Below are 22,658 nucleotides of genomic sequence, written 5' to 3'. Positions count from 1 at the left end.
GTTGCCGGAAAACAAAATGGAGAAATGCTTGCTCCTTCAACATTGGGCGTAAATGACCCGTCTCTTTCAAACCTGATCACCCAGCTTCAGACCACACAGCTGGAATACGAGAAATTGAAAAAAACGGTCGGTGAGAATAATCCCAAACTGAAGGCGCTTGAAAGCCAGATCAACACCCTCAGGCCCAGCATTGCAGACAACATTAAAAATCAAAAGCAGAGCCTGGTGGCATCCAGGCAGAGTTTAAATTCCACCAACAGCGGCTACAATGCAATGCTTGCCACCGTACCTAAAAAGGAGAAACAACTGCTGGAGATCAGCCGGGAACACATGACCAAGGCCAATCAATACCAAACCCTGCTGCAAAAGCAACAGGAGATTGAAATGTCCCTGGCTTCTGTGATCTCCAACAGCCGGGTGGTTGATAAAGCGATGGCCGGAAAAGATCCTGTTAGCCCTAAAAAAACAATGATATACATGATGGCGCTGATCGGGGCCCTTGGTGCATTTGCGGGAATCATTATCTTAAAGGATACCATCACGGGTAAGATAAAATTCAGGAACGAGATCGAAAAGATGACCTCCATTCCCATCATTGGAGAGATCGCCTTTGAAAAAACACAGAATCCGCTGGTCATCGAGAAGGGTACCCGGAGTTTTGTGGCTGAGGAATTCAGGAAACTGAGGGTTTCGTTGTCTTTCCTGGGAATTGATTCGGCCCATAAAAAAATATTGCTCACCTCAAGCATATCGGGCGAGGGGAAGAGTTTCATTGCCGCAAATCTGGCAGTCAGCCTTTCGCTTACCGGGAAGAAAGTAGTGCTGGTTGACCTGGATCTGAATCAGCCGACGCTTTCAAAGATCATGAATGTGCATTATGAATACGGGGCTACAGAATTTCTGAACGGCGAAAAAGACGCTTACGCGGTGGTAAATAAGCTAAAGACCCACGATAACCTCTACTTTATTTCGGCAGGGAATTTACCCGAAAACCCGACCGAATTGCTGGCAAACGGCAAAGTGGAAAAGCTGATCGGATATCTGGAGAACAATTATGATATGGTGGTGATCGATACCTCCCCGTCGGCATTGGTCACCGATGCCTTCATCCTGTCAAAACTGTGTGACGCCACGTTGTATGTGATCCGGCATAATTATACCCCGAAAATGCTCATTAAACGCATTGATGAGAATAACCAGATCAACCCCATTAAGAACCCGGCCATCGTTTTTAACGGGCTTAAGAACCGGGGGATATTCAAGAACAGTTACGGGTATGGGTACAATTACGTTTATGGCAAAAAGGAATACGGGTATGGTTCCAAAAACAGAAAACAAAAAAAATCAGCATAAAAAAAATCCCAATATCATGAAAAAACACACCATTCGACTCAATTTAAGCTGTGACTGAGATAGGCGAAGCCATGCTTAATTATTAATTGTACCTTTATCCTGTTTTAAACCACCTGCTTCCAACTATCTTACCAATTACCTGTTCCTCTATCCGATCAACAGCCTTTCCAACTATCTGATTAACTATGTCCTTTTCCAACTATCTGATCAACTGCACATTTCTAATTTAAAAAAAATGGTTATGCAGAAAAATTGGTATGCTGTTTACACGAAGCCACAGGCAGAAAAAAAAGTGGCAGCATTGTTAACAAAAAAGAAAATGGAAGTTTTAGTCCCTATGGTGAATGCAAAAACAAAACTGTTCCGGAAAAACAAGTTTGTTTTTGAACCTTTGTTCAAATCCATAGTATTCGTAAATGCCACCCAGGAAGAAACACAGGTCCTGAAGCAGACGAATGGAGTTATAAACCTGTTGCACTGGTTGGGAAAACCAGCGGTGATAGATACTTTGGAAATAAATGCCATCAGGGAATTTACCGAGAATTACCGGAACATCAAACTGGAACCTACCACGGTGAATAACGAAGAAGAAGTGAATAATTACAATGGATCTTCTATTTCCATCGAGGGGAAATTGTATGCTGTAAAAAATAAAATGGTCAGGGTAAAATTGCCTTCACTGGGTTATTTTTTAACCGCCGAACTGGAAGAAGAAAGCATCTTCGTAAGGGAAATTCCTGCAGTACAAAACTATAGATTAGCTCATTCGTGATGAGAAAGACTGACAAAATTTACGTGGCCGGACATAACGGAATGGTTGGCTCGGCGATCGTAAGGGCATTAAAGCAAAAGGGTTTTGCCAACCTTGTTTACCGTACCTCAAAAGAACTGGACCTCAGGGACCAGGCTGCCGTTGAGCGTTTCTTTAAAGACGAAAAGCCGCAGTTTGTATTCCTGGCCGCTGCCAAAGTGGGAGGCATTGTTGCCAACAACACCTACCGTGCAGAGTTCCTGTACGATAACCTGATGATCGTTTCAAACATCATTCATGCGGCACATGCCCATGCCGTTACCAAACTGCTTTTCCTGGGAAGTTCATGCATCTATCCCAAAATGGCTGCACAGCCGATCAAAGAGGAATACCTGCTTACCGGGCCGCTGGAATACACCAACGAACCGTATGCCATTGCAAAAATTGCCGGGATCAAGTTGTGCGAAAGTTACCGGGACCAGTATGGTGCCGACTTCATAAGCGTGATGCCGACAAACCTGTATGGCATCAATGATAACTACCATCCCGAGAACTCACATGTATTGCCGGCATTGATAAGAAGATTTCATGAAGCAAAGGTTTCGGGGTTGAATGAAGTGGTTATCTGGGGATCGGGTAGTCCGAAGCGTGAATTCCTTTTTGCCGATGACCTGGCAGATGCCTGTTTGTTCTTGATGGAAGAATACAGCCACAAGGAAATCGTGAATATTGGCTGTGGCGAGGACCTCAGTATAAAAGAACTGGCAGAAATGGTCAAAGAGGTAACCGGCTATTCCGGGAACCTGGTTTTTGATACCGGCAAGCCAGATGGCACACCGCGTAAATTATTGGACGTATCTAAAATAAATGCCCTAGGATGGCGTTATAAGACCTCACTTAAAGAAGGAATGAATATTGCTTACCAGGATTTTTTAATCAAACAACAAATGCTGCAGGCGGTCCAATAGGAAAATCATTCCGTTTTTTCACTTATTTTTAGTTTATGAAAACTGCTTTAATTACCGGTATCACCGGACAGGACGGGGCCTATCTTGCAGAACTTTTACTGGAAAAAGGTTACCGGGTACATGGCATTAAAAGGCGTTCATCCCTGATAAATACCAGCCGGGTGGACCACCTCTACCAGGATCCGCATGAGAAGGATGTCCGCTTTAGTATGCACTACGGCGATATGACGGACAGCACCAACCTGATCCGTATTGTGCAGGAAACACAGCCGGATGAGATCTATAACCTGGCAGCCATGAGCCATGTGAAAGTGAGTTTTGACACACCGGAATATACAGCCAATGCAGACGGGATCGGAACATTGCGGCTGATGGAAGCAATACGCATACTGGGAATGGAAAAGAAGACAAAGATCTACCAGGCATCCACATCCGAATTATACGGACTGGTGCAGGAAGTGCCGCAGAGCGAAAAAACCCCATTCTATCCAAGAAGCCCTTATGCGGTTGCCAAAATGTATGGTTTCTGGATCGTTGTGAACTACCGGGAAGCGTACAATATGTTTGCCTGCAATGGCATTCTTTTTAATCACGAAAGTCCCAGGCGTGGCGAAACATTTGTTACCAGGAAAATAACCATGGCTGCCGCTGCCATTGCACACGGCCTGCAGGATAAATTATATTTAGGAAACCTGAATGCACAACGGGACTGGGGACATGCAAAGGATTATGTTGAGGCCATGTGGCTGATCCTGCAACAGGATAAACCGGAGGATTTTGTGATCGCTACGGGTGTTACAACCAGTGTACGGGAGTTTATTATATTAACTTTCAGGGAACTTGGTATTGAATTGTCATTTTCCGGGGAAGGTGTTAATGAAAAAGCCAATGTTGTTTCGTGCAGCAACCCTGATTACCAATTGCCCATTGGTAAAGAAGTAGTGGCAGTAGACCCGGAATATTTCCGTCCCACCGAAGTGGAACTATTGATCGGGGATGCCAGCAAGGCAAAACAAAAACTGGGATGGGTACCCAAACACGACCTGGCATCTTTGGTGAAAGAAATGGTGGCAGGCGATGTGATGAATGTAAAGAAAACCCTGGCGCAGAACAGGGATTGAACATAACCGGGAACCCGGATTTTTCAGAGACTGCTTACTTTCTTACCTGACCGCCTTTTTGAACCGGCGGAGAAACGCTTGAAATGATACTGATCAGTAAACATATGGGAGCTTTATGGCAATATGCAATTGATTTTTTTACCAAAGGCAATCAACGAAGCCTTACGGCAAAAAAAAACATCATCGGCTCTTTGCTTATAAAAAGCATGAGCATTGCAATAGGCCTCGTTCTTGTCCCGCTGACAATCCATTATATCAATCCTTCCCAATACGGGATCTGGCTGACATTGAGTTCAATGATCGCCTGGATCTCTTTTTTCGACATTGGGTTCACGCATGGCCTGCGCAATAAATTTGCAGAGGCCAAGGCAAAAGGCGATGACCAGGCCGTGCGGATCTACATCAGCACAACCTATTATTACATCAGCCTTATTTTTATTGCACTTTGGTTGTTCCTGCTTTTCATCAACCAGTTTATCACCTGGCATAGTTTATTAAGCCTGCCCCCGGCTATGGAGAAGGAAGTTTCTCAACTGGCTATGCTTGTTTTCACCTATTTCTGTTTTCAGTTCATCTTCCGGGTCATCAGTACGGTGCTGACAGCCGACCAGCAACCAGCAAAAGCATCCTTGTTGGATATGCTCGGCCAGTTGCTGGGATTGGTACTGATCTTTTTACTGACCAGATTCACCACAGGGTCTCTTTTATACCTGGGTCTGTCAGTAGGGATAGCGCCTGTGTTAATATTACTGGCGGCAAATATTTATTTCTTTAAAACGAGGTTCAGGCAGTATACGCCCTCACTTAAGTTCGTAAGAAAGGAATATGCAAAGGATATCATGAAGCTGGGGCTGAAGTTCTTTGTGCTGCAGATCGCAGCGATCATACAGTTTGAAACATCGCTCTTCCTGATAGCCCATTATTTTGGGACCGAAGAAGTTACCAACTACAATATTGCTTTCAAATATTTCTCTGTTCTCCAGATGGGCTTTATTATTTTACTGACCCCGCTTTGGAGCAGTGTTACGGATGCCTACAGTTCCGGGGATACCGCATGGATAAAAAATGCGGTTAAAAAATACCTCCGGATACTGGTCCCTTTCATGATCGTGGGGGTGATCATGCTTGCCGTGTCGGCACGGGTATATGAATTGTGGATAGGAAAAGATGTGGTGCATGTGAGTTTTTCCGTTTCATTGCTTTGCCTGCTGTTCTTTTCCACTACCATGTTTGCCAGCATCTTTGTGAGTGTTATCAATGGTATCGGCGCCCTGCAGATACAGTTCTTCGCAGCCATCGCCGCCTCCATCGTCTTTTTTGTTTTATCGTTGCTGCTCATAAAATATTTTAACATGGGGGTGGAAGCGGTCATTATTTCTTCCATTGCTTCAAACGTATTCGGTTATATCATCGCACCCATACAGTATTATAATGTTTTCTATAAAAAATCCACCGCCCGAATCTGGTACAGGTAACCTGTCGTAAATGAAAAAAATTGTACACATACAATATTCCATGGAGTCTGCCGGGCGTGCGGCACTCAGGCTGCAAAGGGCATTTCAGCATACCGATGTTGTTTCAACCATTATTTCACTCGAGCACAGTGTGCAGGAAAGCCAGGGGGTAAAATACCTGGGTGCAGTTGCCAGGCTGATAGCAAAACTGGAAGACAGGATCCAGTCATACTTAACAAGGAAGATCAACAGGAAGCTGGGCTCGTTTTCTTACCCCGTCTTGGGCAGCAATGTGGCCAGGCTTGAAGAAGTAAAGAACGCCGATGTCATCTATATTCACTGGGCGTTAAAGGGGCTGCTGAATTTCAGGAGTATGGAACAGATTGCAAAGCTGAACAAACCGGTTGTTATTTTCCTGCACGATATGTGGAATATCACCGGGGGATGTCACCATAGTTTTGATTGTGTGAGGTATAAAACAGAAGGCTGCAACAATTGCCCGATGTTCCCTGGAGAAAATAAACATGATCTCTCCGCAAAAGGATTCGGTAAGAAGATGCGGCTTTATTCCAGGTACAGGAACCTGTACTTTGTATCACCTGGCAAATGGTTATATGATTGTGCAAAGGAGTCGCTGCTTACAAAAGATAAACCTGCTTTTTATATACCCAACCTGCTTGATAAGAATATCTTTAAACCAACAGATAAAAGAACGGCCAGGCAGATATTGAATATCGACAGCAACGAAACCGTGATAGCTTTTGGCGCCATTACGGTCGACAGTCCTTACAAGGGCTGGGCTTACCTGCAAAAAGCCCTTGCATTATTGATGCAGACCTCCCCGGCAGCAAATATCTCTGTTTTAATATTTGGAAGCGGTTACCGGAAAGAAATCGCTGATGCCATACCATTTAATGTCAGATTCATGGGTTACCTGAAAGATGAATATTCAACGGCCCTGGTTTATAATGCGGCCGATGTATTCATTGCGCCCTCATTGGCTGAGGCTTTTGGATATGTGGTGATGGAGGCATTAAGCTGTGGTACACCCGTAGTAGGTTTTGATGTGGGAGGGATACCGGATATGGTAAAGCATAAGGAAAATGGTTACCTGGCCAGGTATAAAGATGCTGAAGATCTTGCGGAAGGGGTCAGGTATTGTATTAACAACGGGGTGAAAGGGTATTTGCCGCCCGAAATAGAACCGGAGCGTACAGTAAGGAAGCACCTGGAGTTAATAGAACAGGTAAGCAAATAATAATACGGGGTAAAGGATTTTGATTTTACTTTTGACCCCGGTAAGTAATGGGCAGCCGAACGGGATCTATTTATTTTTTTCCTGAAGGGTGCCCGGTAAAATAAGATGCCTGATCGGAGCGTTAAGGTTCTTTTACATATGGATTTTTCGTAAAATCATATATTTAAGTCGTATTATCAATCAAAAATGAAATTATTTATACATGGCTGAACATAGTTTAAAGAAATATTTTCCTGTCAATATTTCAAAAAAACAGGCTTCCGACACCGGGATGGCAATGGTGCTTATCATGCTTTTGCTTGGGTATTTCACCCAAAAGGTCATTTATTACAAAATTGCCATACCTGTTCTGGTACTGGCAATGGCCGCTCCCATGTTCTTTTCCATAACCTATATTGCCACGATCTGGTTTGGGTTGACCACCTTATTGGGTGAAGTGGTATCGAAAGTGCTTTTATCGGTAATATACTTTGTTATATTATTCCCGGTAAGCATCGCCAGGCGTTTGATGGGAAAAGACACGTTAAGCCTGAAGACATTTAAGAAAAGTAACGGATCGGTAATGGTTACAAGGGACCACCTTTTTGTTTCAAAAGATATTGAACACCCTTATTAAGCAATTTAAAAATTAGTATCATGGAATTTTTACGTGAACTGTGGGCTTTTTTAAAAGTAAGAAAGAAATTCTGGCTTTTGCCCCTCATTATTGTGCTTTTGGTATTCGGAGTATTGATCGTGCTTTCTGCAGGTTCTGCAATAGCACCGTTTATTTACACATTGTTTTAATTTAAAAGACTACGCTTTGGCTACATTTATTTTAGGAATTTCTGCCTATTATCATGATAGTGCTGCTGCCATCGTTTGTGATGGAGAGATCATAGCAGCGGCCCATGAGGAACGTTTTACCAGGAAAAAACACGACGCATCTTTTCCCGAAAATGCCGTACGGTATGTATTGCAGGAAGCCGGTATCGAATTCAAAGACCTGGCAGCAATTGCATTTTATGATAAGTCTTTCATTAAGTTTGAACGGCTGATCGAAACCTACCATGCTTTTGCACCCAAAGGGCTTACCAGTTTTCTTTCGGCCGTTCCGGTATGGATAAAGGAAAAGCTGTTCATGAAGAAGATGCTGAATGATGAGTTTAAGAAATTCAGTGACAAAAAAATTCCTGTATTATTCCCGGAACACCATTTATCGCATGCTGCCAGTGCATTCTATCCAAGTCCTTTTACAGAGGCGGCTGTCTTAACGATCGATGGCGTGGGTGAATGGGCAACCACCACCATTGGACATGGTGTTGGTAACGAAATAAAGATGCTCAGGGAATTACACTTTCCTCATTCACTCGGTTTATTATACTCTGCTTTTACATACTATACCGGGTTTACTGTAAACAGCGGAGAGTATAAACTGATGGGACTTGCTCCTTATGGAAATCCGGATTCTCCGCAAACAAAAGAATTCAAGGAAAAGACATTAAGTACACTTGTAGATGTAAGGGAAGACGGGTCGATCTTGCTGAACATGAAGTATTTTAATTATGCCACCGGGTTAAAGATGACCAATAATGCTAAGTGGACAGAGTTGTTCGGACTTCCTCCCCGCAATCCGGAATCAGAAATTTCGCAGGACTATATGAACATGGCATTGGCCATTCAGCAGATAACGGAAGAACTTGTTATAAAACTGGCCGCCACGGCAAAAAAATTAACCAACAGCGAGAACCTGGTAATGGCCGGCGGCGTGGCATTAAACTGTGTGGCAAACGGAAAGCTCATTGAGACCGGTATGTTTAAAAACATCTGGATACAGCCTGCCTCAGGTGATGCAGGAGGTGCATTGGGCGCTGCCTACTTAGGGTGGTATTTGTGGAAGGGAGAAAAAAGAACCGTAAATACCAATGTGGCCGATGAAATGAAAGGCGCTTACCTGGGCCCTGAATTTGACGAGAAAAGTATCATGGGCATGGTGAGAAAATATGGAGCAACACATACACACTTCGAAGATTTTAGTGAACTCACAAAGCTGGTTGCATCCAAACTGAAAGAAGGCAATGTGGTAGGCTGGTTCCAGGGAAGAATGGAATATGGCCCGAGAGCGCTGGGCGGCCGAAGTATACTTGGTGATGCAAGGAATCCGGAGATGCAAAAAAAGATGAATCTTAAAATTAAGTACCGGGAAGGGTTCAGGCCTTTTGCACCCTCTGTTTTAGAGGAAGATGTTAATGAGTACTTTAAATTGGAAGGAACATCTCCTTACATGCTGGTAGTAATGCCGGTACAGGAAAAACATATTAAACCATTGCCGTCAAACTACAACAGCATGGAAATGTATGAAAGGCTTTACCACCTGCGTTCCGATATTCCTGCCGTAACCCACGTGGATTACTCAGCAAGGATTCAAAGTGTAAGCAAAAAAACAAATCCGCGTTACTGGAACCTCATCAATGAATTCAAGAACCAGACGGGATACGGGTTACTGGTGAACTCCAGTTTTAACGTACGGGGTGAGCCCATCGTTTGTACTCCGGACGACGCTTTCCGGTGTTTCATGCGTACCGAAATGGATTTTTTGGTAGTAGGTAATTTTGTTTTTGATAAAACACGCCAGCAAGAACTGGTGAATGATTCAAACTGGAAGGAAGAGTTTAAACTCGATTAAAGGAGTTACGTATGGCTGATAAAAACGATAAAAAAAATATTTCAAAAGGAAAGAAGATAAAATTTGCCCTGTTCACCCTTCTTTTCCTGGCAGTGATCATTCTTCTTCTTTCGGAGGTTGTTTTGTATTTCATGAAGTATCCTTCCAGCTACGATAAAATGCAGAAGGTTTCTTACACCCAGGCTAAATGGTGGACCTGCGATTCGGTCTCGGGGCCCCGCTACGTTGCCCACCAGGCCACGCCCGATGATTCCGTATATTTCTTAAGGGAGATATGGTATTACAAGAGGCTGATGATGATCAACCGGGATGGATACCATGACAAGGACGAATTCAACCCTCTTTCTCCCGAAAGTGATTCTGTAAAAATACTGGCTGCAGGCGACAGCTTTACGTGGGGCGCTTCTTCCGATATCGGCAGTTCCTTTATCGATGTATTGGAAAGCGATGTCAATAAAGTTCACCCGGCAGTTGTATGGAATACCGGGATACCGGCTACGGGAACTAACCATGCCGTTTTCACAACCAGGAAATACCTGCCCCTTCAGCATTCCAATTACGTGGTGCTGGGCTTTTATACAGGGAATGATTTTGCCGACAACCTGCTTCCTTTTGACCGGATCATTTTTAACAAACTGGCATCCTGCTACAGTCAATACGATTTTGATAAGGACCTGAAACCGGTTGAAATAACCAACCGGGAGGCTTATAAAATAGCCACGGGCTCTTACCCAATGGAAGAGCTGAATTTTTTCCAGAAAATAATTGCACGCAGCAGGGCTTTTGCTTTTGTTTCGGATCTTACGACCAAGGTTCAGAACCGGGTAAGTGGCAACAGGGAAAAAACAAAGGAACTGGGATATAAACTGACAAAGGATTACCTGAAGGAACTGGATGAATACGTGAAGGCAAATAATGCCGAACTGATCGTCCTCGTCATCCCGGCGCTTGATGATGTCCAGGAAAAAGGAGAGACGTATGTGAACGCCCTGAAATTATTCAAAGAACTGTCCATAAAATATGTTGACCCGATCGGGCAGTTCACCAAAGAGGATTACCTGACCATTGATGGCGGACATTGGAAAAACAGTGGTCACATCAAAGCCGGGCATGCACTCAGTAAATTCCTGCTGGATCATATAAAAGCAAAAGGTCAAACTGATTTCAGACAAAAAACTGCCAGGTAAAACAACTGCATAATAAGCCGGGGAATACCAGTACCGGCTTTCATAGATAACAGCTCTCAATTTTTAAGTTTCGTGATACAGAAAAAAAGATTTACCGGGGATGGCCTGCTTACTGTTTCAAAAAATCAGGAGATGAATCTGGGTTTTTTTCTGGTATGGGTTTGTGGCCTATACAATATTTTTTGTCTTGGGTTCCGCGGAGGCACCGTTTCTTTCGCCCGCCAACTACCAGGCCTTACAGATCCTGGGCTTTATGCTTATGGCCCTTGGCGGGTTTGGTCTCATGAATTTTAAATTTGACAACGAATACCTGAAGATACTTTTTATAATCAATTTCCTTTATTCAGCTACCATTGTCTTAAGGGGTTCCCAATATGATTTCAACTCCTTAAAACTCATGTTCCTGGATGTTACGTTTGGTATATTGCCTTATTTCGCTTCCGTGGTAGTACTGATTCCGAGAAGTATCAGTAATTACAGGAAAATATTCAATTCCCTGCTGATACTGGCAGCATTTTTTCTTATCTGTGTTGTTTTGTTTTATAACACCCTGCATGACTATGACCGCTTAAACCTGGTTGCCCAGGGACTTGTGGAAATTCTTTCCACCCTGCTGGCGCTACCCATCGGCTACATTCTGATAAATTTTGTTTATCAAACAGGAAAAAAGGGGCTCATGCGTTTTGGTATCAAAAACATGTTTGCCCTGTTCGTGATCCTGGTCACTTTGTTCTTTGCCATTTTCAGGGCCCGGAGGGGGTTGATTTTCATGTGCCTCACCACGCTGATCTGTATGGGAATGATCTATGTGATCACGACAAAAAAAAGGACCCTGATCATAGCAACGGCAGTGATACTGCTGGTGGCAGGCGCCTTCGTTGTTCCCAATATGAAAACCCCGGCCATGTTCGGATTCCTGATAGACCGGGGAGAGGAAGACACCCGGACAGGTGTTGAAGTATGGATGTATTCCGACATGTCGCCTTCCGATTGGGTGATCGGGAAAGGAATAAAGGGAAAATACTATTGTCCGATTGTAGACAATGTGAATGATGCAGAAGGCCTCGGTTACCGGGATAATATTGAAACAGGATACCTGCAGATCATATTGAAGGGAGGCATCCTGAGCCTTTCTTTATTACTGCTGATATTTATTCCTGCCGTGTATATCGGCTTATTTAAATCAAAGAATGTGCTGTCAAAAGCGGCTTCCATGTGGATCTTTCTTTGGATCGTTTACCTGTATCCCTCCGGGGGCATCGTATTTAATATGAACTATGTGCTGGTTTGGGTTGCTGTTGGAATATGCTACTCGGAAAAGATCAGGAATTTACCGGATGAGACCATTAAAACATATTTACAAAACTGATTCAGCAACAGTTAAGAGAATAAATTAAAACAGAAAAATGCATTTGCCCAGAGTTTTGATCGTTGGACAGCCCTTTAATAATAACAGTGGCGGAGGCATCACGCAGGCAAACCTGTTTGGTGGATGGGAAAAAGATAAGATCGCGGTTGTGAGTACGGTGCATATGTTCAATAACCTGAATACAACTATTTGTGATACGTATTATATACTCGGCGATAAAGAATACAAATGGATATTTCCCTTTAATTTATTGCAGCGAAAGGTAGCCTCAGGCCTGCGTAAAATAGATGACCAGGATACGAAACAGCCGCCGCCGGTAAAGGCCCAGACAACACTCCGGGGCAGGATCGTTGACAGGTATTTTTATCCCTTTCTTGAATACATCGGCCTGATCCATTGCGTTTCAAAGATATCCCTGTCGAAAAGTTTATGCGAATGGATAGATGCGTACAGGCCGGATCTCATATACGCACAGGCTTCTACCCTCGAAACGGTATCATTTTGTAAACAGGTCAAAGCGTATGTAAAAAAACCCATGATCTATCATGTGATGGATGACTGGCCATCTACCATAAGCCAGCGGGGGCCATTCAAAAAGTACTGGCACAAAAAAATCGATGCTGAATTCAGGACGTTGTTGAGTAAAGCAGACGTTTTGATGAGCATCAGCCATGCAATGGCAAAAGAATACAGGCGCAGGTATGGAATGGATTTCATCACATTTCACAATCCCATTGAAATAGATTTCTGGAAGAGCCATCAGCGAAGCAGTTATGAGCTGGGCCAGGCCCCGGTAATACTGTATGCTGGCCGGATCGGAACCGGTATTGAAGAAACGCTGGAATCAATGGCAAAGGCAGTGGAGAAGGTAAATGAGGGATCGGGTTCACCGGTGCAGTTTGTGCTGCAAACAAAAGACAGACCTTCCTGGATGGAAAAGTATACATGTGTAAAGCACCATTCAATGGTGGCGTATAAAGACCTGCCACGGGTTTTTGCACAGGCTGATTTTCTCTATTTGCCGTATGATTTTTCCGAAGAATCCATTCGCTTTATAAAATACTCGATGCCCACCAAGGCACCGGAGTTCATGATTAGTGGTACACCGGTGATCATGTTCGGACCTGAAGAAACGGCCCTGGTGCAGGATGCCATTCAGAACAAATGGGCCAAAGTAGTAACGGAAAATAATATTCAACTGCTGGCAGATGCAGTAAAGGAATTACTGGGCGATCCTTTTTTACGCCGGCAGACCGCACAGAATGCAATTAAGCTGGCGGAAACAAATTTCAACTCCGTGAAGATCAGGAGTGATTTCAGGAACATCATTTCTTCCATAACAGAAAATAAACAACGGCTGGCCAATGCCAGATAAAATATGAGTGATCCGGGATGTAACATAGTGGTAACGGGTGTTTCCCTTTTTGACGGTATGGCCAGTTCAACAAGGGTGAGAAATCTTTTTGAGCCATTGATCAAAATGAACCTGGTTACGGCAAGTAACCTGGTTTTTGAAACGGATAATAAAGAACCGATCGGGCGCCAGGGGAAACTGAATGATATAGAGTTTGAGGTCATTGGTTTCGGGCTGGCCAATTTTTTTTCCATATTCAGTTTTTGGTACCGTGGTATATCGTTCCTGAAAAGGAACAGGAAAAGGGACTGTAAGAACATTCTTTATAATTACAATTATCCTGATTTAAAGAATATTGTATTCATACTTTATGCAAAGCTGAAGGGCTACAGGATAATCATAGACGTGATAGAAGACAACCGCTATGAGTCACATATAAGTTTTATCAACAAGGCAAGGCTTAAAACCTCCATATTCCTGTTCCGGTTTTCCAGGTACTTTGTGCATACCTATGTCGCTATTTCAGAGCATTTGCGGCAAAGATGCCAGGAAATTTCAAAAGACCGTGTGCCGGTACATTTGATACCGGTAACTGTCAACCTGAATTATTTTAAGAACGAGGGGTACGAACCTGACAGGAACAACCTGAAAATATTCTACGGAGGTTCTTTTGGAGAAAAGGACGGGCTGGGATACCTGGTTGACGCTTTTGATGAAGTATGCAAAACGGACAGCAGGGTGAAACTGATCTTAACCGGCGCAGGCAACAACCGGGATGTTGAAAAGATAAAACAGCGAATTGAAAATTCACCCAACCGGGATCGGGTCATTTTCATGGGCTTTTTGAGCATCAGCGATTATTATGCTACACTCAACAGTTGTGATATTTTTTGCATGACGAGGATAAACTCCCGATTCGCCAATGCCGGCTTCCCTTTCAAACTGGGGGAGTTCCTGGCCACAGGCAAAGGGGTGATCGCTACAAACGTGGGTGATGTTTCCAGTTACCTGGAAGATGGAGTGAATGCATTACTGATAAGCCCCAATACAGTAAATGAACTGGCAAATGCTATATTGACGTTCATCAATGAACCGGGAAAAATAAAACTCCTGGGGGCAGGGGCAAGAAAAACAGCTGAAACGAATTTCGATTCTGAAAAAGTAGGGTTGCGGCTATTATCGATCTTCAGATCAGCCTAGGGGCACATATCTCATTAATTTGTATCTGTGACAGGATAAAAGTATGAAAAACAAAAAAATTCTATTGATCGGGCCTTATCCGCCTCCTTTTGGCGGGGTAAGTATCCACATTAAACGGCTAAAGCCCTTACTTGCGGGCCGGTTTGATGTGGATGTGATCGATGAAGCAAGAGTTAAAAAAGATAATATTTTTAATATACGTTCGTTAAAGATTGGCCGGTATTTGCAAAAAGTACTGGCTGCCGATATTGTTCATATTCACAGCGGACTTCTTTCTTTGAGAATACTGCACTACCTGGCTGCAAGTTTATTTTTTAAAAAGAGGATAATTACGATTCATGGATACGAACCGGGCAGGGGGGTTGTTGAAAGGGTGCTGGATAAAATAATGCTCAGGACCTGTAATAAGACGATTTTTGTAAGCAGGGAAATTGCGGGAAGGTTCAATGTGAAACAGTATCTTATTAAAGATGCATTTCTGCCGCCGGACCTGGGTGCTGAAGAAGAAATACCAGCCCCGGTAAAGAACTGGGTGAACGAAAAACGGGGACTTGGCTACCAGGTTTGTTCAGCAAACGCCTGGCGGCTTGACAGTCATAATAATGAAGACATGTACGGGCTGGATCTGTGTATCGCAGCAGCATCTGAACTGAAAAAGAAGAATGAAAAAGTTGCTTTTGTGTTTGTTGTTTGTGAAGATACGGGCATCATAAAGCTTGAAAAATACAGGCAACTGATCAGGGAGTTTGGCCTGGAAGACTGTTTTCTTTTGTTTGAGGCGCCTTTGTCTTTTATCCGGCTTATTGGTGATTCGGATATTGTATTGAGGCCTACGAATACTGATGGGGATGCGCTTACGGTCAGGGAAGCGTTGTTTTTAGGAAAAACGGTGATCGCTTCGGATGTGGTGATGCGGCCTGCGGGCACAAGGCTCTTTAAAACCAGGGATGCCGGTTCACTTGCCCGGGCGATCACGGATGCAAAAACCGGCAACACAGGTAATGACGGTGGTATGAATGACCAGGCAAAAGATATTGCTTCTTATACTGCGTATTACTGCAATAATATTTATAACTGAAAATAATAGTGATCAATGGATGAAATAAACGGCCATTCATATGTAAGATGAGCAATACACTGACCTTTAATTTTCATGTGCATACGAGCTATTCATCGGATGGGTATAATTCCTTTTCCGCCATATACCGTCATGCCCGGAAAAACAATATTGATGTGCTGGCCATTACCGATCATGATACCACGGAAGGAGCCGTGGATTTTTTACAATGGCTGCGGGTGAAAAAGAAAAATGACCTCCGTGTTATCATGGGCGAAGAAGTTACCTGCGCTGATGGAACGCATATCATAGGACTGTTCCTTAAAAAGGCCATTGTATCTAAAACACCGCTGGATGTGGTAAAGGAGATAAAGGAGCAGGGTGCTTTTGTTTACTTCCCGCATCCGCAGCGGCATGACGGCATACTGAATTCCGTTTCGTTTGAAGAGGTTTTACCCTGGGGAGATTTTTATGAATGTTTCAATGCAAAGATCAGTCATGAGTATAATGAGGCAGCGGTGAACAGCCTGTCCGGTTATGACCATTTAAAGCCATTGGGAGGCAGCGATGCACATTATAATTATGATATCCGGAAATGCATCTGCACCCTTGAGCAAAAGGGCGATCTGTTTGAAACGCTCACGGGGTATAAGAATTCAGGTTCAATTAAAATAGAAGGAGTTAAGAAGTGGGGCTCGAATAATTATCTGCCCGGGTATTACCGGGTAAAAAAAATAGTGAACCCGCCGGCGGCTTTTAAAGCGCTTGCAAAAAAGGTATTCCCGGCTTATAAAAACTATAAGGACGGCAGGAGGTCGTTGGTATTTGAAACGATCCTGGATACGCTGTAAAACCGAATGCTTATAAAATAATTAAACCAGATAAAATGATCATTTCAAAGTCCAGTAAGATTAATTTGTTCTTTAAGGCCTATGGTTACTGGCTGTATAAAAGAAAGCTGTCTGATACGCAATATAGAACGGAGGCGGCATTTAAGGACTTTCAGTACCGGGAGGTAAAAAAGACACTGCTGGAAGCACGGCATGTACCTTACTACAAAGCCCTGTTTGCGCAGGTGGGTTTTGATCCGGAGACGGATTTCAACCAGCTCTCAGACCTGGAAAAGATACCCGTTTTAACAAAGGACATAATCCGGAAAGAGTACAGGAATCTTATAAACCCCAGGTACAAGGGTATAGCCGTTGAATATGCCACCAGCGGTTCAACCGGTCAGCCGCAAAAAATGCTTTTAACCCCATACATGGTGGCTATGGATAAAGCAATGATATTCCGCCACCACAGCTGGTGTACAAACAAGAGCAGGCCCAGGATATTTTCATTGCGAAGCTATGTACGGCCGGCAGAAGGCGCCCCACTGTTTAAATACAATGCAGTTGAGAATACGTACTATTTTTCGGCATACGACCTGAATCATACCAACGCCGCGTTTTATATTCAGCAGCTTATACAGATCAACCCCGATATCCTGAGGGGATATCCATCTTCCATAAGTTTTTTGTGCGACTACCTGAAAAAAGAAGAGGTAGCCAGGCTTTCAAACCTGAAAGGCATTTATACTTCTTCCGAAACATTGAGCGCTGAAGAAAGAAATAAGATTGAAGCCTTGTTTGGGAAAAGGCTTTTTAACTGGTATGGAATGACGGAACCGGCGATCATTATAAAAGAAGGCCCGTCCCACAATGGGATGCACATGTGCCTGGAATACGGGTACCCGGAACTGGTGGACACAGAAACCGCTTCCGTAAAAAAACTTGTTACCACTTCATTTTATAATTCTGTTATGCCGTTTATCCGGTATGATACAGGCGACCTGATCGAGGTATTTGATACAAAACAGGCTGATGGAAAAATAACGCTGCCGCTGGTAAAGACCGTTATAGGCCGGAAGGATGATTTTATTGTTGGGCTGAACGGCGCAAAACTTCCTTCCATCAATTTTTATACGCTTTTCAGGGAGTTCTCAAAAATAAAGGCATTTCAGATAGTGCAATACTCCACGCTGGAGGTACTGGTGCTGATAAGAACATCTGAGAAACTGGCGAATGAAGAAATGGCTGCCCTGCGCAAAGGCCTTGAACTGCGGATCGGCACAGGCATCCCGGTCTCCATTGAGGAAAGGGAGAAATTTTTCACCAATGCGGATGGTAAAACACTTGTGATCGTAAAAAAGCCGGGCAGCTACAAACTGGCCAGCTATGATGCGTATTCCCTATCTACCCAAAAAGCATGGGACAATTTCAGAAAGGATATTGTTTCGTATAAGTTAGACTGGAATGAAGCAGATGAAGTGGCGAGCCAGGAAGTACTTGAATTTATAAGGGGACTGTTCCAAAAGGATAATTACCTGAAATGGTATCCGGAAGCCAGCCATTCAAAATTACTGGAAAAGATCAGGTCATTCAACGGCCTGGATTCCGTGAATAAGATACTGCTGGCACACGGTTCGGATAATTCATTGCGGATGATCCTGCAGGTATTTACCAGCCACAGTAAATGCATGGTGCTGTTACCCACGTACGATAATTTCAGGGCACAGGCTGAATCATTCGGTAATACCGTTATAGGCATTCCTGTTTCCGATTCATCAAATGAAAGTATAATCATGATCGCAGAGGAGATCGCCCGGATCCAGCCTCAATTGATCTATATCACCAACCCCAATAATCCCATCGGGTACCAGATCGATAATGAAGGCCTTAAAAAGATACTGGATGCCGCAAAAGCGATCCATGCACTGGTGATCGCAGATGAGGCATACTATGAGTTTTCGGGAGAAACTTCATTGGCCCTGCTGCAGCAGTACAGCAACCTGATCATTATCCGGACCTTTTCGAAGGCGTTTGGTTTGGCAGGGATACGCCTTGGCTACCTGCTTGCCAATGAGGAAGTGGTAGCTGAATTAAATAAGGTATACAACCCGAAAGATGTAACCATGCTCAGTGCTTCGGTAGGTGAATACATGTTGAACAACTACGATAAAATTCAGAAATATGTGGATGAGGTGAATAGCAACAAGGAAATATTTTATGAATACTGCCGGCAGAATAACATAAGACATTATCCCTCTAAAGCGAACTTTGTTTCTTATGAAGTGGATAATGCTGCCGGATATATCAAGTACATGGCAGATAATAAAGTATACCTGCGTGACAGGAAAAGTTATTTTAACGGGGAGTTTGTACGGGCTACCATAGGCGCCCGGGAGTCGTTCAATGCATTTTTAAATGCCGATAAATCTTACAGAAACAAATGATGTGTTCAGCAAAAGATACTATTAGCAACCCAAACCCCGGAAAAAAATGAATAACACCAGTGCATTTGAGAACATCGTTCTGCAACCTTTCCTTCTTGCTTCGGAGAGCTATGGGGCCAATAATGCATTTTGTATCAACGGGGTTTTTTACTCCTACAGGCAGTTCGGCGAACAGGTTTCATCCATACGGGCCGCTGTTAAAAAACTGGAGCCGGATAATGTAAATGTAGGACTGGTGGCCAATGATGATATTGAAACCTATGCTGCTATCCTTGCGTTATGGCTGGAGGGGAAATGTTATGTACCCGTTAATCCCGACACGCCTGCGGAACGGAACAGGAATGTTTTACAGCAGGCAGGGACATCGGTTGTCATTGATTCATCGGAGCACAGTTTGTTCCAGGAATTACAGGTTATCAGGTCGAAGGAGCTGCCTGCCGGAACGCTGGATCTGGCAGCATTGCCTGTTCCGGATGATGCACGGGCATACATATTCTTTACATCCGGAACCACGGGTGTGCCAAAGGGGGTTCCCATCAGCCGGGCAAACCTGGCAGGGTTCATTAAAGCCTTTTTTGAACTTGGTATAACAATGGATCCAACCGACAAATGCCTGCAGATGTTTGAACTTACATTTGACCTGTCGGTGATGTCATACCTGGCCCCGTTGCTAAGAGGGGCTTGCGTTTATACCATTCCCAAAAACAAGATCAAATTCAATTACATTGCCGATCTGCTGGAGGAACATCAGCTTACCGTAGCGTTGATGGTGCCTTCCATCATTCATTACCTGCGTCCGTACCTGGATGAAATACATTGTACAAGCATGAAGTATAGCTTGTTTTGCGGAGAGGCGCTTCCATTGGATGTAACAAGCGAATGGGCAAACAGTATACCAAACGCCCGGATCATGAATGTATATGGCCCTACAGAAGATACCATTTTTTGCACCCATTACACCTATGGCCAGGATGGACAGAATAAAGTTTCCAACGGCCTGCTTTCCATTGGCAAGGCGATGAACGGAACATTTACCATTATCATAAATGACAAAAACGAAATACTTGCTCCAGGAGAAAAAGGGGAATTGTGCCTGGGTGGTATACAGTTAACCCCCGGCTACTGGAAAAATGAGGAAAAAAATAAAGAGGCCTTTTTTTATACGATGTATCATGGAGAATCAACCCGGTTTTATAAAACAGGCGACCTCTGCCAGGCAGATGAAGAAGGGGATATCATGTACCTGGGCAGGATAGACTCACAGGTAAAGGTGCAGGGTTTCCGGGTGGAGCTTTCGGAGATCGAATTTTTTGCAAAGGAGTTCCTGCAAAAAATAAATGCCGTGGCCATTGCATTTACAAACCAATTACATAATACGGAGATCGGCATGGTCATAGAGGCAGCAGAATTCAATACAAAGCCACTGGTAGAGTATATGAAGTCGAAAATGCCGGGGTATATGATACCAACGCAGATCCGGTTCATAAATGCTTTCCCGCTTAATACGAATGGAAAGATCGACAGGAAACTGCTAAAAGAAAAATTTTAAAAAATGAAACTGGTTGTATTCGGAGAAGATATGTACACGGCCGCAGTGACCGAATCACTGGTAAAAGCCGGTCATAAGGTTTCGTTGCTGGTTACCCCGGATAGCCCTGCGGCAAACTTTAAAGTGCTTGGGGAAGTGACTGAAAAGAATGGCATTGAGTTCTTAAAAACGGCAGATGTCAACTCAGCAGTTGTTGCCGGAAAGATCAGTAAAGTAAAACCTGACCTTATCGTATCAGCTCATCTGCGACGAATCTTAAGGGAGGAAATATTTACACTGGCCGCAAAAGGAGCCATCAATATTCATCCTTCGCTCTTGCCTAAATACCGGGGACTATCACCCCAGCATCAGGCAATCCTGCATGGAGACAGTGAGTCGGGCGTGACCGTTCATTTTATTGAGGCAGGCGTGGATACCGGCGACATCATCCTGCAAAAGAAATTTGCGATAGGTACGGAGGATTATATCTTACATGTTCAGGCCCGGATGTTGACTATTTATAAAACGATCGTTGTGGAAGCGCTTGAATTACTGGAAAGCGATTCCTTCCGGGCCATGAAACAGGACCATGAACAGGTCAGTTATTTTGGCCCGCTTAAAAAGGCCGACAGGGAAATAGACCTGTCAAGATCCAGCAAAGAGATATATGATCTTATAAGGGCTGTATCTTTACCTTACAAGGGGGCATTTTATAAGGATTATGTAATCTGGGCTGCCGGTATCGGGGAGGATAAAATCCTGGTGGAAAAGTATAAAAACGTGGGCCTGTATTGCGAAGAAGCAGAAGACAGGGTTATTATCCGGCTTAAAGACGGATGTTTGGTATCGGAAGATTTTGAGATTAAAAAGGATTAAACCAGGATCAATATTAATTATGGAAAGAACGTTAATTACCGAAAAGCTGGCGGCAATTTTCAGGAATGTTTTTAACGATGATGCAATAATATTACGTGATGATCTGACAGCAAATGAAGTTGCCAACTGGGATTCTTTAACACATATGTTGATGATCGGCGAAGTGGAGAAAGTATTTTCAGTGAGGTTCAAACTGAAAGAGCTGGGTAAACTTGAGAATGTGAAAAACCTGGTTGACTTGATTGAACAGAAAGTGAAAAGCTAGTGGGTAAAAAACCAAATGGCTGATCCCAGCAGCAGCCATTCGGTAAGCCAGTAAAATTGATATATGAGTGAATACCTGATCAGGAAAGCAATAGTTAACGATATACCCTTTTTAGCAGATGTGGTTATTGCGTCTGAAAAAGGTATGTCCGACCGGTTAAGTTTCGCAACGTTGTTTAATAAAACAGAGGCAGAGGTAAAAGACCTTATAATGCTGATGCTGGAAGAAGAAACAGAAGGATGTGAACTATCGCTGAGCAGTTTTATTATTACAGAGTTTGAAGGCAGGCCCATTTCAGGTTCCGGTGCATGGATTGAAGGCCTTAATGGGGCGTTGCCTTCTAAAATACTAAAATCGAATTTAATCAGTTATACATTCGGAGAAGAAAGTGTCCGGTACCTGAGAACAAAGGCGCATATTGTACAGGATGTTTTGATAGAACGGGAGCCCATGACGCTTCAACTGGAATACTTTCATATTCTGAATGAACACCTGGGTAAAGGGCTTGATGCTGACTTGATGCACCGGATTGAAGAAAATGCCCGTGCACAATACCCGGGACTGGGAAAAGTGCAATGCCAGATATTTAAAAACAGTGTTTTTTCAATCAAAATACTGTTGCGACACGGCTTTAGGATTGCTAAGTCGTATAAATCAGCTGATGAAGAAATATTTGATTACCTGCCCTATAATGAAAAGTTGGTAATGGAAAAAGAATTTAAAAACTAACAAAATGGAAAAAGAAGAAATTGTTAACAGGTTGACCCCGGTTTTCAGGAAAGTGTTCTCTGATAATTCGTTGGTGATCACGGATGAACTAAGTGCCCTGGATGTTGAGAACTGGGATTCCTTATCGCATATGCTGCTTATTTCGGAAGTGGAAAATGAGTTCTCCATAAAATTTAAACTGAAGGACCTGAATAAAATGGCAAACGTGGGTGATATGGTTGCCATCATCAGCTCTAAATTTTAAAATGT

21 protein-coding genes are annotated in these 22,658 nt (G+C 43.5%); all 21 read left to right on the top strand.

Features of this window, described 5'->3' with window-relative positions:
* Positions 1-24 precede the first annotated feature (24 nt).
* The 21 genes from IPJ02_09050 (at position 25) to IPJ02_08950 (ending at position 22,653) form a co-directional block, all read left to right on the top strand.
* Positions 25-1,353: a polysaccharide biosynthesis tyrosine autokinase gene (locus tag IPJ02_09050; protein MBK7375686.1), complete on the top strand. Its 1,329-nt coding sequence runs from the start codon at positions 25-27 to the stop codon at positions 1,351-1,353.
* A gap of 241 nt (positions 1,354-1,594) precedes the next feature.
* Positions 1,595-2,125, top strand: a complete 531-nt coding sequence (locus IPJ02_09045; GenBank protein MBK7375685.1) for a UpxY family transcription antiterminator — start codon at positions 1,595-1,597, stop codon at positions 2,123-2,125.
* Positions 2,125-3,072 carry a GDP-L-fucose synthase gene (locus IPJ02_09040; protein ID MBK7375684.1) on the top strand — a complete coding sequence of 316 codons (948 nt, stop codon included), beginning with the start codon at positions 2,125-2,127 and terminating at the stop codon, positions 3,070-3,072. The genes IPJ02_09045 and IPJ02_09040 overlap by 1 nt, the downstream gene beginning before the upstream one ends.
* A gap of 35 nt (positions 3,073-3,107) precedes the next feature.
* Positions 3,108-4,193, top strand: coding sequence for a GDP-mannose 4,6-dehydratase (gene gmd / locus IPJ02_09035; GenBank protein ID MBK7375683.1), 1,086 nt, complete (start codon positions 3,108-3,110; stop codon positions 4,191-4,193).
* Between the two features lie 104 nt (positions 4,194-4,297).
* The gene (locus tag IPJ02_09030) at positions 4,298-5,668 is read left to right on the top strand and encodes an MATE family efflux transporter (GenBank protein ID MBK7375682.1); all 1,371 of its coding nucleotides are present in this window, start codon (positions 4,298-4,300) and stop codon (positions 5,666-5,668) included.
* 10 nt (positions 5,669-5,678) lie between these two features.
* Complete coding sequence (locus IPJ02_09025; protein MBK7375681.1) at positions 5,679-6,905, top strand: glycosyltransferase; 1,227 nt, start codon at positions 5,679-5,681, stop codon at positions 6,903-6,905.
* 202 nt (positions 6,906-7,107) lie between these two features.
* Positions 7,108-7,521: a hypothetical protein gene (locus IPJ02_09020; protein ID MBK7375680.1), complete on the top strand. Its 414-nt coding sequence runs from the start codon at positions 7,108-7,110 to the stop codon at positions 7,519-7,521.
* 20 nt (positions 7,522-7,541) lie between these two features.
* Entirely contained in the window at positions 7,542-7,691 is a 150-nt protein-coding gene (locus IPJ02_09015) for a hypothetical protein (GenBank protein ID MBK7375679.1), read from the top strand.
* Positions 7,692-7,707: 16 nt separating this feature from the next.
* Positions 7,708-9,570, top strand: coding sequence for a carbamoyltransferase (locus IPJ02_09010; GenBank protein ID MBK7375678.1), 1,863 nt, complete (start codon positions 7,708-7,710; stop codon positions 9,568-9,570).
* 11 nt (positions 9,571-9,581) lie between these two features.
* Entirely contained in the window at positions 9,582-10,757 is a 1,176-nt protein-coding gene (locus IPJ02_09005) for a hypothetical protein (GenBank protein MBK7375677.1), read from the top strand.
* Positions 10,758-10,944: 187 nt separating this feature from the next.
* Positions 10,945-12,126 carry a hypothetical protein gene (locus tag IPJ02_09000; GenBank protein ID MBK7375676.1) on the top strand — a complete coding sequence of 394 codons (1,182 nt, stop codon included), beginning with the start codon at positions 10,945-10,947 and terminating at the stop codon, positions 12,124-12,126.
* 37 nt (positions 12,127-12,163) lie between these two features.
* On the top strand, positions 12,164-13,501 hold the full coding sequence (locus tag IPJ02_08995; protein ID MBK7375675.1) for a glycosyltransferase: 1,338 nt from the start codon (positions 12,164-12,166) through the stop codon (positions 13,499-13,501).
* Positions 13,502-13,504: 3 nt separating this feature from the next.
* Entirely contained in the window at positions 13,505-14,680 is a 1,176-nt protein-coding gene (locus IPJ02_08990; protein ID MBK7375674.1) for a glycosyltransferase, read from the top strand.
* A gap of 43 nt (positions 14,681-14,723) precedes the next feature.
* Entirely contained in the window at positions 14,724-15,758 is a 1,035-nt protein-coding gene (locus IPJ02_08985) for a glycosyltransferase family 4 protein (protein ID MBK7375673.1), read from the top strand.
* Between the two features lie 47 nt (positions 15,759-15,805).
* On the top strand, positions 15,806-16,588 hold the full coding sequence (locus tag IPJ02_08980; GenBank protein ID MBK7375672.1) for a PHP domain-containing protein: 783 nt from the start codon (positions 15,806-15,808) through the stop codon (positions 16,586-16,588).
* A gap of 35 nt (positions 16,589-16,623) precedes the next feature.
* Positions 16,624-19,011 (top strand): aminotransferase class I/II-fold pyridoxal phosphate-dependent enzyme, encoded by a 2,388-nt coding sequence (locus IPJ02_08975; protein MBK7375671.1) that lies wholly within the window; start codon positions 16,624-16,626, stop codon positions 19,009-19,011.
* Positions 19,012-19,057: 46 nt separating this feature from the next.
* Positions 19,058-20,560 (top strand): AMP-binding protein, encoded by a 1,503-nt coding sequence (locus tag IPJ02_08970; protein ID MBK7375670.1) that lies wholly within the window; start codon positions 19,058-19,060, stop codon positions 20,558-20,560.
* Positions 20,561-20,563: 3 nt separating this feature from the next.
* Entirely contained in the window at positions 20,564-21,415 is an 852-nt protein-coding gene (locus tag IPJ02_08965) for a methionyl-tRNA formyltransferase (protein MBK7375669.1), read from the top strand.
* Between the two features lie 19 nt (positions 21,416-21,434).
* Complete coding sequence (locus IPJ02_08960; GenBank protein ID MBK7375668.1) at positions 21,435-21,680, top strand: acyl carrier protein; 246 nt, start codon at positions 21,435-21,437, stop codon at positions 21,678-21,680.
* A gap of 63 nt (positions 21,681-21,743) precedes the next feature.
* Positions 21,744-22,409: a hypothetical protein gene (locus IPJ02_08955; protein MBK7375667.1), complete on the top strand. Its 666-nt coding sequence runs from the start codon at positions 21,744-21,746 to the stop codon at positions 22,407-22,409.
* Positions 22,410-22,413: 4 nt separating this feature from the next.
* Entirely contained in the window at positions 22,414-22,653 is a 240-nt protein-coding gene (locus IPJ02_08950) for an acyl carrier protein (GenBank protein ID MBK7375666.1), read from the top strand.
* Positions 22,654-22,658 lie beyond the last annotated feature (5 nt).

The sequence above is a fragment of the Chitinophagaceae bacterium genome (assembly GCA_016710165.1).
Taxonomy (GTDB): Bacteria; Bacteroidota; Bacteroidia; order Chitinophagales; family Chitinophagaceae; genus Ferruginibacter.
This window is presented reverse-complemented; position numbering and strand designations above follow the sequence as displayed.

What these genes read in the sequence shown, in the direction of transcription:
- IPJ02_09050 (MBK7375686.1), top strand. Translation starts at nt 25, where the DNA reads ATGCTTGCTCCTTCAACATTGGGCGTAAATGACCCGTCTCTTTCAAAC.
- IPJ02_09045 (MBK7375685.1), top strand. Translation starts at nt 1,595, where the DNA reads ATGCAGAAAAATTGGTATGCTGTTTACACGAAGCCACAGGCAGAAAAA.
- IPJ02_09040 (MBK7375684.1), top strand. Translation starts at nt 2,125, where the DNA reads ATGAGAAAGACTGACAAAATTTACGTGGCCGGACATAACGGAATGGTT.
- gmd (MBK7375683.1), top strand. Translation starts at nt 3,108, where the DNA reads ATGAAAACTGCTTTAATTACCGGTATCACCGGACAGGACGGGGCCTAT.
- IPJ02_09030 (MBK7375682.1), top strand. Translation starts at nt 4,298, where the DNA reads ATGGGAGCTTTATGGCAATATGCAATTGATTTTTTTACCAAAGGCAAT.
- IPJ02_09025 (MBK7375681.1), top strand. Translation starts at nt 5,679, where the DNA reads ATGAAAAAAATTGTACACATACAATATTCCATGGAGTCTGCCGGGCGT.
- IPJ02_09020 (MBK7375680.1), top strand. Translation starts at nt 7,108, where the DNA reads ATGGCTGAACATAGTTTAAAGAAATATTTTCCTGTCAATATTTCAAAA.
- IPJ02_09015 (MBK7375679.1), top strand. Translation starts at nt 7,542, where the DNA reads ATGGAATTTTTACGTGAACTGTGGGCTTTTTTAAAAGTAAGAAAGAAA.
- IPJ02_09005 (MBK7375677.1), top strand. Translation starts at nt 9,582, where the DNA reads ATGGCTGATAAAAACGATAAAAAAAATATTTCAAAAGGAAAGAAGATA.
- IPJ02_08995 (MBK7375675.1), top strand. Translation starts at nt 12,164, where the DNA reads ATGCATTTGCCCAGAGTTTTGATCGTTGGACAGCCCTTTAATAATAAC.
- IPJ02_08990 (MBK7375674.1), top strand. Translation starts at nt 13,505, where the DNA reads ATGAGTGATCCGGGATGTAACATAGTGGTAACGGGTGTTTCCCTTTTT.
- IPJ02_08985 (MBK7375673.1), top strand. Translation starts at nt 14,724, where the DNA reads ATGAAAAACAAAAAAATTCTATTGATCGGGCCTTATCCGCCTCCTTTT.
- IPJ02_08980 (MBK7375672.1), top strand. Translation starts at nt 15,806, where the DNA reads ATGAGCAATACACTGACCTTTAATTTTCATGTGCATACGAGCTATTCA.
- IPJ02_08975 (MBK7375671.1), top strand. Translation starts at nt 16,624, where the DNA reads ATGATCATTTCAAAGTCCAGTAAGATTAATTTGTTCTTTAAGGCCTAT.
- IPJ02_08970 (MBK7375670.1), top strand. Translation starts at nt 19,058, where the DNA reads ATGAATAACACCAGTGCATTTGAGAACATCGTTCTGCAACCTTTCCTT.
- IPJ02_08965 (MBK7375669.1), top strand. Translation starts at nt 20,564, where the DNA reads ATGAAACTGGTTGTATTCGGAGAAGATATGTACACGGCCGCAGTGACC.
- IPJ02_08960 (MBK7375668.1), top strand. Translation starts at nt 21,435, where the DNA reads ATGGAAAGAACGTTAATTACCGAAAAGCTGGCGGCAATTTTCAGGAAT.
- IPJ02_08955 (MBK7375667.1), top strand. Translation starts at nt 21,744, where the DNA reads ATGAGTGAATACCTGATCAGGAAAGCAATAGTTAACGATATACCCTTT.
- IPJ02_08950 (MBK7375666.1), top strand. Translation starts at nt 22,414, where the DNA reads ATGGAAAAAGAAGAAATTGTTAACAGGTTGACCCCGGTTTTCAGGAAA.